The sequence below is a fragment of the Alkalibaculum bacchi genome (assembly GCF_937875145.1).
Lineage (GTDB): Bacteria > Bacillota > Clostridia > Eubacteriales > Alkalibacteraceae > Alkalibaculum > Alkalibaculum bacchi_A.
Genome location: NZ_CALNCS010000068.1, coordinates 1 through 17,374 on the forward strand (window position 1 = coordinate 1; position 17,374 = coordinate 17,374).

Genomic DNA, 17,374 nt, shown 5'->3' on the forward strand with positions numbered 1-17,374 from the left:
TAGTACCATAGAAAAAGTAATTGAAAATGTCAAATCTGCAATAAATGAAAGTATAAAAAAATGTATTGCTGAGGGAGAATTTACTCTAGAGAGTATTCCTACTATTATCATCGAGGTTCCTAGAGAAGAAAGTTATGGAGATTTTTCTACTAATATCGCCATGCAAATTACGAAACAAGCAAGAAAATCACCTAAATTAATAGGCGAAGCCATTATGAACAATATTAATACAGAAGAAGGCTATATTCAGTCCGTAGAGCTAGCCGGCCCAGGGTTTATTAATTTTCGATTAAAGAAAAGCTGGATCTATGAGGTGTTAGAAGAAATATACGATAAAAGAGATCATTATGGAAATAGTGATATTGGAAAAGGAAAAAAAGTTAATGTAGAGTATATTAGTGCCAATCCTACAGGACCTATGCATATGGGGAATGCTAGAGGGGGATCTATTGGAGATGCCATTGCCGCAGTTTTACATCGAGCAGGATATGAGGTCTCAAAAGAATTTTACATTAATGATGCAGGCAATCAAATTGAAAAATTTGGTCAGTCTTTAGAAGCGAGATATCTCCAAATTATAGGTGAAGACGTAGGGTTTCCAGAGGATGGATATCAAGGTAATGATATCATAGAACATATGAAAAACTTTGTAGATATTCATGGGGATAAATATAAAAAGGTAGACAGTGAAGAGCGAAAAAAGGCTCTTGTAGACTACGCTTTAAAATTAAATATTCAAAAGATCAAAGATGATTTAGCCGAATACGGTGTAAAATATGATACTTGGTTTTATGAGAGCACTTTGCATGAGGCAAATTCAGTGGGAAATATCATAAAAGAGCTTCAAGATAAAGGTCATGCTTATAAAAAAGATGGAGCTATATGGTTTAAGACTTCAAATTTTGGATGTGAAAAAGACGATGTTCTCGTTCGAAACAACGGCATTCCAACCTATTTTGCAGCAGATATTGCCTATCACGCAAATAAACTGCGTACTAGAGAATTCGATTGGTCTATTAATGTCTGGGGTGCAGACCATCATGGACATATTGCAAGGCTAAAAGCAGGTATTGAAGCTTTAGGAATCAATCCAGACAGATTGACAGTAGTTATTATGCAATTAGTTCGCCTCACACGAAAAGGCGAGATCGAAAGAATGTCTAAGAGAAAAGGAACGGCTATATCTTTATCGGATTTGATTGAAGAGGTAGGAAGGGATGCGGCGAGATTTTTCTTTAATCTTAGATCTCCAGATAGTCATCTAGACTTTGATTTAGATCTAGCAGTAGAAGAATCTAATGATAATCCTGTCTTTTACGTTCAATATGCATACGCTAGAATTTGTAGTATCCTAAGACAATTAGATATAGAGGCAAGTTTTTCTCAAGTGTCATTAGCTCTTTTAAAAGAGAAAGAAGAAATTACCCTTATTCGAAAACTAGCAGATTTGCCACAAGAAATCATCAAAGCTGGGGAAAAGCTAGACCCAAGTAAGATAACGAAATATGTTCTTGATTTATCATCTGATTTCCATAGTTTCTACAATGCCTGTAGAGTAAAAGTGGAAGATGAAGAGCTCATGAAAGCGAGAATCATATTAATTCAATGTACGAGACAAGTAATAAAAAATTGTTTAGATATATTGGGCGTAAATGCTCCAGAAAAAATGTAATTAAAGGTGGTAAGGTAGTAAGGTGGTAAGCAAAAACTTATAAGTCACCAAAGGTGACTAAAGGTTTTGCTTAGGACTTACAACGTTATGCCACCATTGATGGCTTTAGTGGTTTTGCTTACCACCTTACCACCTCTAAAGCGCCCTATGGGCGCTTTATTCTATTGTTCTTAATATTTCTAACAGCCACTGCCAAGATTTCTCAATAGAGGCAATGCTTACATGCTCGTTTGGCGTGTGGACATCGTACATATTTGGTCCTATGGAGATCATATCTAAATCTGAAATTTTTTCTTTAAATATTCCACATTCTACGCCTGCATGTGTTGCAACAATTTTAGGTTCGGTGCCAAAGAGTCTATAATAAGAATCTATTGCTTGATCCCTTAATTTTGAGTCTTTATCAAGTGCCCATCCTGGATAGGCGCTATTGGTATTCATTTCAATTTTTAAAGTATCTGCAATACATTGGCATATTTCTACGATTGTATCTTTTTTTGAGTTTACGCTACTCCTAGCAGAAGAAGTTACGTCTAGTATATCTTCTTTAATTGCCAGTACTGCCGTATTAATTGAACTTTCTACTAAGTCTTTCATATCAGCACTCATAGTTTGTACTCCATTAGGTAAAATCATCAGTAGATTGACAATTTTTTCTGTAGTCTCCTTAGTTAAGCATCTTTTGCAATCGTCTACTAAAGATACACTTACTGAAATATTAGGATCACTTGTAGCATATTCTTCCGCAAAGAGTTCTTGAAATTTTTTCATAGCAGATTCAAAAACCACCTGTACGGAGTCGCATACAACAATAGTTGCTTCCGCTTCACGAGGAATGGCATTATCTTTAGAGCCCCCCCAGATATCTACTAAGTGCATTTTTTTTGCTCTCTTTATATCGTAGAGAATACGAGCCAAAAGCTTATTAGCGTTAGCTCTGTTTAAATTAATATCCATTCCTGAATGACCGCCCTTTAAGCCGGTTATTGAAATTTTATAGCATAAAGAATTCTTAGGTGCAGACATGTATTGTAAATCTACTTCGTGATGAATGCGGATACCTCCTGCACAACTGACCATGATTTCTGTGTCATCTTCTGAATCTAAATTGATTAAATACCTTCCAGATAATTTTGAACCATCGAAATTTGTTGCTCCAGTAAGCCCGGTTTCCTCTTCTACAGTAAACACTGCTTCTATTTTCGGGTGAGATATATTCTTACAATCTAATAACGCTAGAGTCATAGCTACGGCAATGCCATTGTCAGCACCAAGGGTAGTATTTTCAGCATAAATATGATCTTCTACAATCCTTAACTTGATTCCTTGGGTTAAAAAATCGTGCTCTACATCTTTATTTTTTTCCCAAACCATATCCATGTGTCCTTGTAAAATTACAATAGGGGCATCTTCATAACCTGGAGATGCTTCTTTTTTGATAAGTACATTATTGTAAGCATCTTGAAACACCTCTAATCCTCGATTGGTAGCAAAAGAAACTAGATAATCGCTAATGGCCTTTTCTTCACCTGAACCTCTAGGGATTTGAGATATCTCAGCAAAGTAACGTAAAACTTCCTTTGGTTCATATTCATAAAATAAATCTGTCATTTCTCTTCTTCTCCTTAGGTAATAATTTCTATTTAATATATTATAGAACTCTTCTTGATTTTATCGTTTTTCTAATGATCATTTTATTCTGATATAAAAATCTGATATAATGATAATATCAGATATATGTAATTTTTATCAAGGCAATTGAGTACAATAGATACTATGTTTACTATTTCGCTAGAAAGGTTCAAAATGACTAAATACAAAAAAACAATATTTTTATTAATCATATATACCACATTCGTGTTGATTCTAACACTAGCTCCATATAAGGAGAGTGTCAAATTTGACGATTCTTACAATTTAACTCTATTTAAAAGTATAAACAATTATGTGAAGCATATGCAAAATTTTGGAATTATCAATTTAGAAGCCTTTAGATACTTGCCCTTTGAAGTGATTCGCTTTGCAAATTCCGTTTTTACGGTTTCTTTTAAAAATATATTAGGGAATTTAGTGCTTTTTCTTCCTTTGGGCTTTTTAACATCATTCTTAATTAAAAGCAAAAAACTAATTTCTGTATTTACGTACAGTTTGCTTTTTTCTACACTAATAGAAGTAATGCAATACATATTTTTAACTAGTCGTAGAGCAGATGTAGATGATGTGATATTGAATACGGTTGGTGGAGTGTTGGGATATTTGATATATAAAATAGGTGGTAAGACCAGCTAGGTCTTGTCAATAATTTTTTTAAGAAATATTATTATCGGTTTTTTAGTATAGCAAACAAACCATTATCAAAACACGAACAATGGAAAAGTTAACTATAAAAAGTGATGTTTGAAATTATGCTGCGGTGAGATGATGATTTTTTAAGAACAATACTTGATGTTCTTTTGGATTTTGAATTGTGTAAGGTTTCTGATCTCTCATCACAGCAAATAAATATTTAGTGAGTTTGTGCATTACAGCAACTAAGGCTACCTTTTTCTTCTTACCTTTTAAATTTACTTTGTAGTATTCATGAATAACTGGATTTTCAGGTACGTTATTTTTGGTTCGGATAGCCGTTAGAGTAGCAGCGAATAAAGCTCTTCTAGCATAGCGAGAGCCCCGTTTGCTCATCTTCACCCTATCCCCTTTAAATTCACCAGACTCATTTACAGCTGGGTCTATTCCTATAAATCCTACAAGTTGTTTAGGACTTTTAAATTTCTCAAAAGATCCTATTTCAGCTACTAAGGTTACTGCGCAAATAAACCCAATACCAGTTATTGACTGGAGCAAAGAAATGTTCTTTGCATAACTACTAGGTAAATTACCGCTTTTAATAAATGCTTTAATAGATGAGAGAATGCTATTTACTTCATCATCGACTAACTCGTAAAGTGTAATGAAACTTTGTAGTGATGTATCAAAGATGCAAGAAGGTACACTTATAAAAGTGGCTTCATCAGCACATTTGATGAGCTGTCTGTATTTTTCTTCACTCCATGACATGCCCTTTTTAGATTGAAGCAAAAGATTAATGATATCTTCTTTGGGGGCATTTAGAATTGTATTAGGAGTGGGATACTTTTTTAGTATTCGAATGGAAGCATCACAGCATATATTACGGAATACTTTTTTATATCCATTGAAGTAAATGGTAAGGTAACTGCTCATTTGTTTTTTATAATCTGCACGATTATCAATGAGTCTATAATAATTACGCACTAGTTGCTTAAACTCAAATGCAATAACATCTGTATCAGAGGAAACCCTTATATCATCATATTTTCCTAGTTTGGCGATATTTAAGGCGTCTCTTTTATCACTTTTTACTTTCCTTATGTCCTTATTTTTGTTAGAATTAGTGACAAGAGGGTTGATAACAAATGCTTCAAATTTGTTATCTCTTAAAAAGTGGAGAAGAGTTAGATGATACACGCCAGTTGATTCCATGAAGAATATAGGCTTCATGTTAAACTCATTTTCCACTTTTTTTATTGTTTCTAAAAGATAATTAAAACCATTGCGTGTATGAACCAGCTTAAATGGTTTGCGGTACTCATGACCATCTGGGCAAAGGATAGCAACATAAGAAAACTCTGAAGCAACATCAATACCAACTATAGTGCTGTTTAGATATTTAGACATAATATATATCTCCCCTTAAAAAGAATATAGAGATAGAGTAGAGATTCCATTTCTATCAGTAGATTTGTAACCTCGTTTGTGACCCGAGTAGTTCTCTTAAAAAAGAGAAACTCAACCAGCTAAACACAGAACAGCTACTGATGGAATGACAGTCTTACTTACGAGTATCTGGTGAGAATAACTACTCACCACTCAGGTGGTAAACATCGATCTTCTCTATTCAGGAGTATTATAACACTATATTTAACTGGAGTGTTGTCTCTTAGATATCTGAAAAAAGAGCATTCAATCTACACAGTAGTCCGAATATTAGATACTATTATAAAGATAAAAATTCGTTAGACTATGTAGATTTAATTTATCAAATATCATAACTACATTATACGAGGTGGTAAGGTGGTCAGCAAATATGCGACTTACGTCGCAGTGAACAATGAACAGGGAACAATGAATGATTAACAATATAAAGGGTTGTTGAGTCGCATATTTGTACTGTTCCATGTTCAGTGTCCATTTTTCATTGTTCATTATCCAATGAACTACCTTTTCCAACATGCCAATATACCAATTATACAAGTTCCGCTTTCAGCTTTCCGCATTCAGATACAAAATACAAAGCTGATAACTTACATTTAGAATGAAAAAAAGGTGGCGTGCACATGAAAAACAAAACAATATACATTTGTTCCAACTGTGGTTATGAAAGCCCAAAATGGCAAGGTCGTTGTATGAATTGCAATGAGTGGAACACTTTTGAAGAAGAGGTTCAGATTAAGGGTGCTGGAGCAAAGAATTTTGATAGAGCGCGCAAAGATGCCATTCAATTAAATTATGTCAAATCCTCTAATAGCGAGCGTATTAGGACGGGGATTAAGGAATTCGATCGGGTTATGGGTGGAGGAATCGTTCGGGATTCTCTTACTATTATTACAGCTAAACCTGGTGCTGGAAAATCAACTTTATTATTGCAAGTAGCTCAAGATCTTTGTCTAAGAGGGCATAAAGTAATTTATGCATCAGGTGAAGAAAGTGAAAGTCAAATAAAAAACCGTTCCGATCGATTATTTGATAAAGTGAGCGATAATCTATGGGTGTTTTGCGATAATAGTTTAAACAGTGTAATATATCATACCAATCAAATTAATCCTGATCTTATTATATTAGACAGTATCCAGATTTTCAGGTAGACGAAATAAGAGACTCAAAAGCAGGTTCTCCTACACAGACTATGGAATGTGCCAATGAACTTCTAAAATTAGCAAAGAATCCAGATCGACCCAGGGCAGTAATCATCGTAGGTCAAATGACCAAAAAAGACGAGATGGCAGGGCTTCGGGCATTAGAACATTTAGTAGATACGGTTTTATTTATTGAGGGAGAGAGTGATGAAGAGTTAAGAGGTTTATCTGTAACAAAGAATCGATTTGGAAGCACGTGGGAAAGAGGGTTCTTCACTATGACGGAAGAAGGGATGGTCTCTATAGATAATCCATCTCAGTTTTTTATGACTCAAAGAGAAGGAGAAAAAACTGTTTCAGGCAGTGCAATAACTGTAATCAGAGATGGATCTAGACCTATTATTGTAGAGATTGAGAGTCTTGTATCCACAAGTTTTTTACCTTATCCTTCAAGAATCAGCGAATGCATAAGAAAAGATCAATTAAATACTTTAGTGTCTATACTAGAACAGAGAGGTGGAATAAAGCTCTTTGATAGGGATATCGTCCTAAAAGCCACAGGAGGTTTAAAACTTAAAGAGCAATCTGTTAATCTTGCTATTATTATGAGCATCGTATCCTCTGTGCAGAATAGACCTATTAGTAATGGGATAGCCTTCTTAGCAGATGTGGGATTAACAGGGGAGTTAAAAAAAGTACCTTCCCTTGAACTTCGCATTAAGGAATTAGATCGCATGGGCTTCAAACAAGTCTTTATTGCTAAGGGCGCTCTTCCTAAAAATGCAAAATTTGAAGACGTTAAAGTAATTGAAAAAACGATGTTATCAGAAGTAATTGGAAACATCTAAATTAATAATTAATAAGAGCATTTGATGGGTATACTGTATAAAAATACGCCTGTCAAATGCTCTTTTGATTTTTTATTAATACATTTGCTTTGATTTATAATTACATACTTAATTTTATGAATGATATTTGAAACGAAATCTACTTTGAATAAATAAAAACTTAACATAATTTCATAGTTGAACATTTGTTCAATGTGGTTTATAATGTTCATATGCAGTAAGGAAGGTGAAAATATTTGGATTATTCGAAAAGTCTACTGATTAAAGTTGCGGAGTACTATTATAATGAAGATTTAAACCAGCAACAAATTGCTAAAAGACTTAATATATCGAGAGTTAAAGTATCTCGACTGCTAACAGAAGCAAGAAATAAGGGAATCGTGAAAATCGAGATTGTATACCCGAAAGATAATTGCATTGAATTAGAAAGACAATTAGAGGAAAAATATCAACTAGAAGAAGTTGTCATTATCTCATCTTCATCAAATACTCCAGACTCTATTCATTTGGAGGTTACAAACACAGCAGCACAGTTTATCGAGGAGAAGGTAAACCCTAAAGAGATTATAGGAATTGCCTGGGGGAGAACACTAAAAAGAGTATCCGATCGAATTGGTGAGGTAAACAAAGAAGTAGAAATTGTACAATTGCTAGGTAATATTGGCTCAAGTGAGTACAGTGGCGATGTGATTGTACGAAATATCGCAAAGTCTTTTCAAGGTAGCATCTATCTTTTACCCGCCCCTGCTATTGTAGATAATATTGAAATTAAAGAGGCAATTAAAAGCGATGGACATATTTCAAGTATTTTAGAGATGCAAAAGCAGTGCTCATTAGCTATTGTAGGGATTGGGCAAGTAAGTGAAAAATCTACCCTAGTAATGTCCAATTACTTAAAAGAAGAGGACTTAAAAAGATTGAAGAGTGATGGAGCTGTAGGAGAAGTAGTTGGTAGGTTTGTAGATGAAAATGGACAAATATGTAAGACTTCTGTAAATGATAGAGTTCTTGGAATAGAAATAGATTCTTTAAAGGAAATTCCTTGTGTAGTAGCTATCGCTAGTGGTGAAGAAAAAGGAAAATCTATTAAAGCGGTATTAAAAACAGGTTCAATTGATGTATTGATTACTGATGAAAATACTGCACAAAATATATTGAAACTTGAATAGGAGGGATACTATGGCAAATGTAGTTATGATGCCACAAATTGGTTTAAACGAAACAAGCAATCTAATTAGTACTTGGAATAAAAATGTAGGCGAAGTGGTTAAGGTAGGCGATGTATTGTTTACCATTGAAACAGATAAATCTTCTATGGAAGTAGAATCAGAATTTGAAGGAGTATTACTGAAGAGATTATATGAAGAGGGAGATGCTTGTGATGTATTAACTCCCGTCTGTATTATCGGTCAAGAAGGAGAAGCTGTTGATGATTTATCTTCTGCCAAAGAGGAAGAAGAGGTAAAACCTGTAGTAGAAGCTACTAAAGAGACACCGCTATTACCTGAAGATTCTCAAGCGAAAGTTGTCATCATGCCACAAATCGGATTAAATGAAACCAGCAATCTCATCAGTACATGGAATAAAAATGTAGGAGATGCAGTGAAAGTTGGCGATGTATTATTTACCATTGAAACAGATAAATCTTCTATGGAAGTAGAGTCAGAATTTGAAGGTATAGTACTTAAAAAGTTCTACGAAGAAGGAGATGCTTGTGACGTATTAACTCCTGTATGTATTATAGGACCAGAAGGCGAAGATATCAGTGGATTTTCAGTAAATCAATCTGAAGTAGATGAAGTTCAAGATACTAAAATAGAAAGCGCTTTAAATAATATACAAACTATGCCAGCTCAAGGAACAATCAATCCAGATGGAATTCAAAAGGTTTCACCGAGAGCAAGAAATCTTGCGGAATCAAAAGGAGCAGACCTTGGCTATGCTGTAGGAACAGGACCAGAAGGTAGAATCATTGAAAGAGACGTGTATACCCTTCTTCATAATGGACCAGTTATGACAAAGGCTGCAAAACTTGGATTAGGACAGGTAGACCCATCCTCTATTCATGCTACTGGAATAGGTGGACGAATCTTATCTACAGATGGAGCAAAAACAAGTACAAATGAGACGATTGTTGCACAACCTCAAGCTACAGAAGAGGACAAAATTGTGAAACTTTCTAATATTCGAAAGATTATTGCAAAAAATATGATGAATTCTCTTCAAACTACAGCTCAATTGACTTTAAATGCATCCTTTGATGCTACGAGCATAATGGAATATAGAAAACTTGTAAAATCTGGATCTGATGAATTTGGTTTAGGCAATATCACTTTAAATGACATGGTTATGTACGCAGTATCCAGAACTGTCGGTGATTTTGAAAATCTAAATGCTCATATGATTGGCCAAGATCAAATAAAAATATTCTCTAATGTCCACTTAGGTTTTGCCTGTGATACGGATAAGGGATTAATGGTACCAACTATATTCGATTCCAATAAGATGAGCTTAAATGATATTTCTAAACATTCAAAAAAATTAGCAGAGCAATGTAAAAAAGGAAATATAGATCCTAAGAAATTACAAGGGGCTAGCTTTACGATTTCTAATTTAGGAAGCTTTGGCATTGAAAACTTTACACCAGTAATCAATCCACCTCAAACGGGTATCTTAGGTGTAGGAACAATTGAGTATAAGGTGAAAAGAGAATCCGGTACATTTATTGAATACCCAGCAATGTTTATTTCATTGACATTTGATCATAGGGCCATAGATGGTGCGCCAGCTGCAAGATTCTTAAAGGCGTTAAAATTCAATTTAGAAAACTTTAATTTGTTATTAGCAAAATAGGAGGTTGTAAAATGCATTATGATGTAATTGTCCTAGGGGCAGGTCCTGGAGGCTATTTAGCTGCAGAGAGAGCTGGGCATGCTGGGCTTAAAACAATGGTAATTGAAAAGAAAAATATTGGCGGTGTGTGTTTAAATGAAGGTTGTGTACCTTCTAAGACGTTATTAAACTCTGCTAAAATATACGAATATACAAAAGATGGTCAAAAGTACGGAGTAACATGTGAAAATGTTTCATACGATCAAGAAAAAGTAGTCAAGAGAAAAGATAAAGTAGTAAAAGCTTTAGTGAACGGAGTACAAGCTACTTTGAAGAAGAACAAAGTAGAGATTGTTAGTGCAGAAGGAAGCATAATAGGAAAAACTTCACAAGGATTTGTAATAAGAGCAAATAATGAAGAACACAGTTGTACCAATTTAATTATTGCTACGGGTTCAGAAGCTATTGTTCCACCAATTCCTGGTGTTAAAGAATCATTTGAAAAAGGCATTGTAGTTACAAATAGAGAAATACTAAGTTTGAAATCAGTTCCTAAAAAGCTGACCGTAGTAGGTGGCGGTGTAATAGGGCTTGAAATGGCATCTTATTACGCTACTGTAGGTAGCAAAGTTACGGTTATAGAGATGTTAGACCGTATTGGAGGCTATACAGATAAAGAAATAGGTACGATATTAAAAGGAAATCTTGAGAAAAAAGGTATTAATTTTCTATTAGGTACTAAGGTTACGAAAGTACAAGACAGCGTAGTTTACTATGAAGTAGATGGAAAAGAGTCTAGTGTGGAAAGCGATAAGATACTTTTGAGCATTGGTAGGAGAGCAAATACAACAAATATTGGCTTAGAAAAATTATCTTTGGCTACGGAAAGAGGAGCTATTAAAGTAGATGAAATATGTCAAACTAATGTACCTGGCGTATATGCAGTAGGCGATGTCAATGGCAAATCTATGCTAGCTCATACAGCTTATCGTGAAGCAGAAGTTGCTGTTAATACTATACTAGGTAAAAAAGACATTATGAGGTATACAGCTATTCCTTCTGTAATTTATACCAATCCAGAGGTTGCTTCTGTAGGAGAAACGGAAGAAACAGCTAAGAGAAAAGGCTTGGATTATGAAGTTAAAAAGATTTCCATGAATTATAGTGGGAGGTATATGGCGGAAAATGAAGGTGGCAATGGAATTACGAAAATTCTTATAGATAAAAAATATAATAAGATCATCGGTATACAGATGATTGGAAGTTATGCATCCGAAATCATTTATGGTGGAGGAATGATGGTTGAAACAGAAATGCTCGTAAAAGATTTAAAAGAGATTGTATTCCCACATCCTACTGTGAGTGAAATTATCCGTGAAGCCATATTTCAATAAAATAAGAGGAATACGAAAAGACGACAGCGCAAATCTTTACGCGGATTCTATTGTCTCATAATAACGATAAATTATGCAAAAATGATAAAAATTGGAGGAAGAAAACATGCCAAAAAATATAAATATTGATCCTGTTGAACGAAGAAAACCAGGTGAACTTACCTTTAAACCGATACAATTAAACCAGTATCAAAAGAGAGTTAAAGATGTAAAAGATGAATATACAAAAGAAGAATTAATTCATATGTACAGAGATATGATTTTGATTCGAGAATTTGAAACCATGCTACAAGACTTAAGGGCAACAGGCGAATACAGAGGAACAAAATACAGCTACACAGGTCCAGCTCATTTGTATTTAGGACAAGAAGCTACTGCTGTTGGTCAATCTTTTATCCTAGGTAAAGAGGACTTAGTGTTTGGAAACCATAGAAGTCATGGCGAATTAATTGCAAAAGGCATGTCTGCTCTAGAAAAATTAGAGGACAAAGATTTAATGGAAATCATGGAAAAATCACATGATGGAGCTCAATTAAGAGTAGTAGAAAAAGGATTTAAAGGTAGTGTAAAAGAATTGGCAACCCGCTTTTATATCTACGGCATTGCTACAGAAATTTTGGGTAGAAAAAATGGATTTGCTCAAGGTCTTGGTAATTCTATGCATGCATTCTTTATTCCATTTGGCGTATATCCAAACAATGCTATTGTAGGAGGATCTGCACCTGTGGCTCTTGGAGCAGCTCTTTATAGAAGAGTTAATAAACAAGATGGAATCATCATTGCAAATGCAGGAGACGGTTCTTTAGGTTGCGGCCCTGTTTGGGAATCTATGAATATGGCAGCTATGGATCAATTGACACAATTATGGGATGAAGCTCACAAAGGCGGACTTCCAATCTTATTTAATTTCAACAATAATGGCTACGGTATGGGTGGTCAAACTGTTGGTGAAACGATGGCATACAATGTCCTTGCAAGAGTAGGTGCAGGTATCAGCCCAACTCAATTACATGCAGAGAGAGTAGATGGATACAATCCATTAGCAGTAATTGATGCGATGAAGAGAAAAAAAGAAATCCTTGTTAAAGGAGAAGGTCCAGCCTTATTAGACGTAGTTACTTATCGAATCGCTGGACACTCTACTTCTGATGCTAATCCATATAGATCTAAAGAAGAGCTGGAAGCGTGGAAGAATGCGGATGCTATTTTAAGCTTTAGAAACGATATACTAGAAGCAGGAATGACAACAGAAAAAGAATTAGATGAAGTCAAAGAAGCAGCTGAAACAGTAATTGAAGAAGTATTCAAACTATCTATTGATGACAGTGTATCTCCAAGAATGGATTTAATGAACGAAGCAGATTCCATTGAAAAATATATGTTTTCTAATGAAAAAATTCCATCAATGGATACAACTAGAGAACCAGATGTATTAGGACCAAAAGAAGAGAATACGAGAGTGAAAAGAATAGCTAAAAAAGAAAGAGCAGGCATCAAAGATGGAAAGACTGTTCCATCTGTAAAGGCATTCCAATTTAGAGATGCAGTATTTGAAGCCCTCATGGATAAATTCTACGAAGACCCTACATTGATTAGTTTTGGAGAAGACCTTAGAGATTGGGGTGGAGCATATGGTGTATATAAGAACATGGAAGAATCCATTCCATATCATAGACTCTTTAACACACCGATTTCGGAATCTGCCATTGTAGGCGCTGCTGTAGGATATGCAATGTTAGGTGGAAGAAGTGTACCGGAGTTAATGTATTGTGATTTTATGGGTAGAGCAGGTGACGAGATCTTCAATCAATTGGCAAAATGGCAGTCTATGACGGCTGGACAATTAAAGATGCCAGTAGTTCTTCGTACATCTGTAGGAGCTAAATATGGTGCACAACACTCCCAAGATTGGACATCTCTTTGTGCGCATATACCAGGCCTTAAAGTGGTATTCCCAGCAACACCTTATGATGCAAAAGGGCTTATGAATGCAGCCTTAAAAGGTAGTGACCCTGTAGTATTCTTTGAAAGTCAAAGATTGTATGGTGTTGGTGAAATGTTCCATGAAGGTGGTGTTCCAGAAGAATATTATGAAATTCCACTAGGAGAACCAGATATTAAAAGAGTAGGAACAGATTTGACGATTTTAAGCATTGGGGCAACATTATACAAAGCCATAGAAGCAGCTGAAAGATTAGAAAAAGAATACGGTCTGTCTGTAGAAGTAATTGATGCTAGAAGCGTAGTTCCGTTTAATTTTGAACCTGTTATTGAATCTGTTAAGAAAACAGGACGAATTCTTCTTACAAGTGATGCATGCCAAAGAAATTCAATTTTAAATGATTTTGCACAAAATATTTCTGAATTGGCATTTGATTATCTTGATGCACCACCAGTAGTAGTAGGCTCAAGAAACTGGATCACTCCAATAGATGAATTAGAAGAATTCTTCTTCCCACAAGCGGATACAATCATAGATGCAGTACACGAAAAGATTGTTCCACTTGCAGGACATAAAGTGAAATTTAATCATACAAAAGTAGAACAAATTAGAAGATATAAATTTGGGGTGTAATACTCAGGTGTTCTGCTAGAAGGTTGCGGGCTTATAGCTCCTCCTAGTCGCTACAAAACTCGCTAATCTTGACTGGGGTAAGGTAATTAATAAAGCCTTAATTGTGCCCTACACTTTTAGACATAATGGCTATGGATAAACTTGAAAAAGTTATCCATAGCCATTTGTGCCTTTATAAGCTATTCGTTCAAGTATTATATAGTACAACTCGAAACTTTTTTCTTTAAATAATTGAATCAAAATCTGTTTGACATACTATATATACTGTGTTAAAATATTTGTTTTGACATATTATCCTAATTGTATTATAATATATACAAGACCTTAATGGGTATTGAAGGAGGTAAGTGCATGTTTTCGATTGGAGATAAAATTGTCTATCCAATGCATGGTGCTGGAATCATTAAAAATATTGAAGAAAAAGAAATATTAGGCGAAAAAGCTTTTTATTTTATATTAGAATTACCTATATGTCAAATGAAGTTAATGGTTCCTGTAAATAATTCAAAAAAACTGGGACTTCGCGATATTGTAAATGAAGAGATTGTAGAGGAGATACTTATTGTCTTAGGTAAAGGGCAGAATGAAGAAGAGACAAACTGGAGTAAACGGCACCGAAAAAATATGGAGAGGATCAAAACTGGAGATATTTTCGAAGTAGCTGAAGTTGTAAGAAATCTTGTCTTATTAGATGAAGAAAAAGGTCTCTCAACTGGCGAAAAGAAAATGCTTAATAACGCAAAACAAATACTTATGAGTGAACTTGCCTTAGTAAAGGATATCTCGAAAGAAGAAGCAGAACAGTTGATTACAGATCATATAAAATAGATTTAAGATTCTTTTAATAGTCTAAGAAAATTTTCTTAGACTATTATCTTGTCTTTAAGCAAATATTAATTTATATTTGTTATAATAGGAAATGTAAAATTTTAGAGGGAGGTGATGAGGTGGTAAAAAAAGTAAAAAAATGGATTATTACTTTATTGGGCTTTGTTTCAGGATATCAATTAACAAAATTCTTTGTTAATATTGAGCCTATTCAAAATTATGTTAAAAGCATTATAGAATTGCCCTATCTCTTAGCAATTAATATTATTGGTGGTACTCTATTTGGCATTATCTTTTATTTGCTGTCTCCATTTTTTATTAATACAGGATTGAGATTATCCAGTGCTATTGAAGGTTATATATCAAAATTAACATTTAGTGAGATTTTGACGAATACTTCTGGACTTATTGTTGGGCTTATTATTGCTACGTTAATATCTATTCCAATCAGCGCTGTTGAATTTCTTCAACCCGTTACACAAATTGTCATTATTCTAATTTATATTTTCTTTGGGTACTTGGGAATAACAATAGCCAATAAAAATGGGGATATTTTTAGCACATTCTTTAAAAAGGTTCCTAGAGAACAAAAGAGTGCAAAGGCAATAAAGAATTTAAAAAGGTATAAAATACTAGATACTAGCGTAATAATTGATGGAAGAATATTTGATATTTGTCAAACTGGATTTATTGAGGGAACGATTGTCATCCCCCAATTTGTACTGGCGGAATTACAATATATTGCGGATTCTTCTGATTCTCTAAAACGAAATAGAGGTAGAAGAGGACTAGACATTATTAATAAGATTCAAAAAGAGCTGCCGATAGAAGTTGTAAACATGGAAAAAGACTATCCTGATATTGCAGAGGTAGATGCAAAGCTACTAAAGCTTACAGAAGATTTAAATGGTAAAGTAGTTACAAATGATTATAATTTAAATAAAGTAGCTGCAATTAAAGGGATTGAAGTTCTGAATATCAATGAATTAGCCAATGCTGTAAAACCTGTAGTACTTCCTGGAGAAGAAATGATCGTCAATATGATTAAAGAAGGTAAGGAAAACGGGCAGGGTGTCGCTTATCTAGATGATGGAACGATGATTGTCGTAGAAAATGGTAAGAAGTATGTAGGTGAAACGATAGAGGTAACCGTCACAAGCGTTCTTCAAACTGCAGCAGGTAGAATGATTTTCGCAAAACCTAAAAAGGTAATATCAAAATCGGTTTAAAAAAAGACAAAGCGTTTTAGGCGCTTTGTCTTTTTTGATAAGGTGGTAAGCAAAGGCATAACGCACCTAAAGGCGAGATAAAGACCAAGCTACTACTCAGTCATCTCATATCTACTACGAAAGCTATGCTTATTAGGATAGGAAGGAGTACTGAAAAAATTTGACAAGCAAATTTCTTCAGTCGCGCCATTCGCCAAATGAAAGCTTTGCTTTCATTTTGTATCTATGAGATTGCACAGTCAAATTAGCAAGCTATTTGCCTGTTCCATCTCATATCTACTACGAAAGCTATGCTTTCGCTTGGCTCATTAGTTCGCGGATATTGCAATTTATCGCCTAAAAATATATAATATTACAAGTTAGATTAGAAAAAAATTAGGCGGTGTTATTATGCCCAAACCATTTGTAAGCGCAATTATCGTTGCGGCAGGTAATGGTTCAAGGATGAAAGCGGGGGTTAACAAACAGTATTTATACTTGAATGGTAAACCTGTATTGGCGCATACATTACTAGTGTTTGAAAAATGCCAGTTGGTAGATGAAGTAGTATTGGTTATTGGGAAACAAGATGTTGAGATATGTATGGAAGAAGTTATAAAACCCTATAAGATAAAAAAGGTAAAGGTATTGGTAGAGGGTGGAACAACTAGACAAGAGTCTATGTACTTAGGCCTTAAAAGAGTAAAAAAGAACGCAGATATTGTAATTACACATGATGGGGCTAGACCTTTAGTCCATCCTAATATTTTAATGAAATGTATAGAAGGTACATTAGAGCATAAAGCGACGATTGTGGCGGTACCTTCAAAGGATACAATAAAAATTGTGGATGAAAATTTGACTGTAAAAGAAACGCCAGATCGTACTACTCTTTGGACTGTTCAAACACCTCAAACTTTTGAATACAATCTTCTCATGAAAGCTCATGAAAAGGCAATTGAGGATGATTTTGTCGGAACAGATGATGCTATGCTGGTAGAGAGATTAAATCATACTATCAAAATCATTAAAGGGCATTACGACAATATAAAAATTACGACGCCAGAGGATTTGATTATGGCGGAGTCGATTATTAAGATGATTCAACGGTGAGAAATAGGTAGTAAGGAAAATATGCTTAGA

Annotated in this window: 11 protein-coding genes and 1 pseudogene; 10 read left to right on the forward strand and 2 right to left on the reverse strand. The window is 34.5% G+C overall.

All coding sequences use genetic code 11. From position 1 onward, the window contains the following. The first annotated feature begins 40 nt into the window (after window positions 1-40). A complete protein-coding gene (argS, locus tag Q7P22_RS04470; protein WP_303861357.1) occupies window positions 41-1,672 on the forward strand; it encodes an arginine--tRNA ligase in 1,632 nt (543 codons plus the stop codon). A gap of 156 nt (window positions 1,673-1,828) precedes the next feature. Here the strand turns inward: argS and Q7P22_RS04475 are convergent, their stop codons facing one another. Further along, window positions 1,829-3,283 carry an aminoacyl-histidine dipeptidase gene (locus Q7P22_RS04475; RefSeq protein ID WP_303861137.1) on the reverse strand — a complete coding sequence of 485 codons (1,455 nt, stop codon included), beginning with the start codon at window positions 3,281-3,283 and terminating at the stop codon, window positions 1,829-1,831. 195 nt (window positions 3,284-3,478) lie between these two features. Here Q7P22_RS04475 and Q7P22_RS04480 point away from each other — a divergent pair, with 195 nt between their 5' ends. After that, window positions 3,479-3,961: a VanZ family protein gene (locus Q7P22_RS04480; RefSeq protein ID WP_303861139.1), complete on the forward strand. Its 483-nt coding sequence runs from the start codon at window positions 3,479-3,481 to the stop codon at window positions 3,959-3,961. Between the two features lie 114 nt (window positions 3,962-4,075). On the opposite strand, the gene Q7P22_RS04485 is transcribed toward Q7P22_RS04480, so the two are convergent. Beyond that, entirely contained in the window at window positions 4,076-5,368 is a 1,293-nt protein-coding gene (locus tag Q7P22_RS04485) for an IS110 family transposase (RefSeq protein WP_113921954.1), read from the reverse strand. 659 nt (window positions 5,369-6,027) lie between these two features. Between Q7P22_RS04485 and radA the strand changes: the two are divergent. From radA to ispD, 8 genes and pseudogenes are all read left to right on the forward strand, one after another. Then, window positions 6,028-7,394: pseudogene (radA, locus tag Q7P22_RS04490) on the forward strand (DNA repair protein RadA). Window positions 7,395-7,630: 236 nt separating this feature from the next. Beyond that, window positions 7,631-8,563 carry a sugar-binding transcriptional regulator gene (locus Q7P22_RS04495; RefSeq protein WP_303861148.1) on the forward strand — a complete coding sequence of 311 codons (933 nt, stop codon included), beginning with the start codon at window positions 7,631-7,633 and terminating at the stop codon, window positions 8,561-8,563. 10 nt (window positions 8,564-8,573) lie between these two features. Continuing rightward, complete coding sequence (locus tag Q7P22_RS04500; RefSeq protein ID WP_303861151.1) at window positions 8,574-10,247, forward strand: 2-oxo acid dehydrogenase subunit E2; 1,674 nt, start codon at window positions 8,574-8,576, stop codon at window positions 10,245-10,247. Window positions 10,248-10,258: 11 nt separating this feature from the next. Next, on the forward strand, window positions 10,259-11,620 hold the full coding sequence (gene lpdA, locus Q7P22_RS04505; RefSeq protein ID WP_303861153.1) for a dihydrolipoyl dehydrogenase: 1,362 nt from the start codon (window positions 10,259-10,261) through the stop codon (window positions 11,618-11,620). A 106-nt stretch (window positions 11,621-11,726) separates the two neighbouring features. Then, window positions 11,727-14,195: a thiamine pyrophosphate-dependent enzyme gene (locus Q7P22_RS04510; protein ID WP_303861155.1), complete on the forward strand. Its 2,469-nt coding sequence runs from the start codon at window positions 11,727-11,729 to the stop codon at window positions 14,193-14,195. A 351-nt stretch (window positions 14,196-14,546) separates the two neighbouring features. Beyond that, window positions 14,547-15,023 (forward strand): CarD family transcriptional regulator, encoded by a 477-nt coding sequence (locus tag Q7P22_RS04515; RefSeq protein WP_303861157.1) that lies wholly within the window; start codon window positions 14,547-14,549, stop codon window positions 15,021-15,023. Window positions 15,024-15,142: 119 nt separating this feature from the next. Then, window positions 15,143-16,252, forward strand: a complete 1,110-nt coding sequence (locus Q7P22_RS04520; protein WP_303861160.1) for a PIN/TRAM domain-containing protein — start codon at window positions 15,143-15,145, stop codon at window positions 16,250-16,252. A 390-nt stretch (window positions 16,253-16,642) separates the two neighbouring features. After that, window positions 16,643-17,344: a 2-C-methyl-D-erythritol 4-phosphate cytidylyltransferase gene (gene ispD / locus Q7P22_RS04525; protein WP_303861163.1), complete on the forward strand. Its 702-nt coding sequence runs from the start codon at window positions 16,643-16,645 to the stop codon at window positions 17,342-17,344. Window positions 17,345-17,374: the final 30 nt, after the last annotated feature.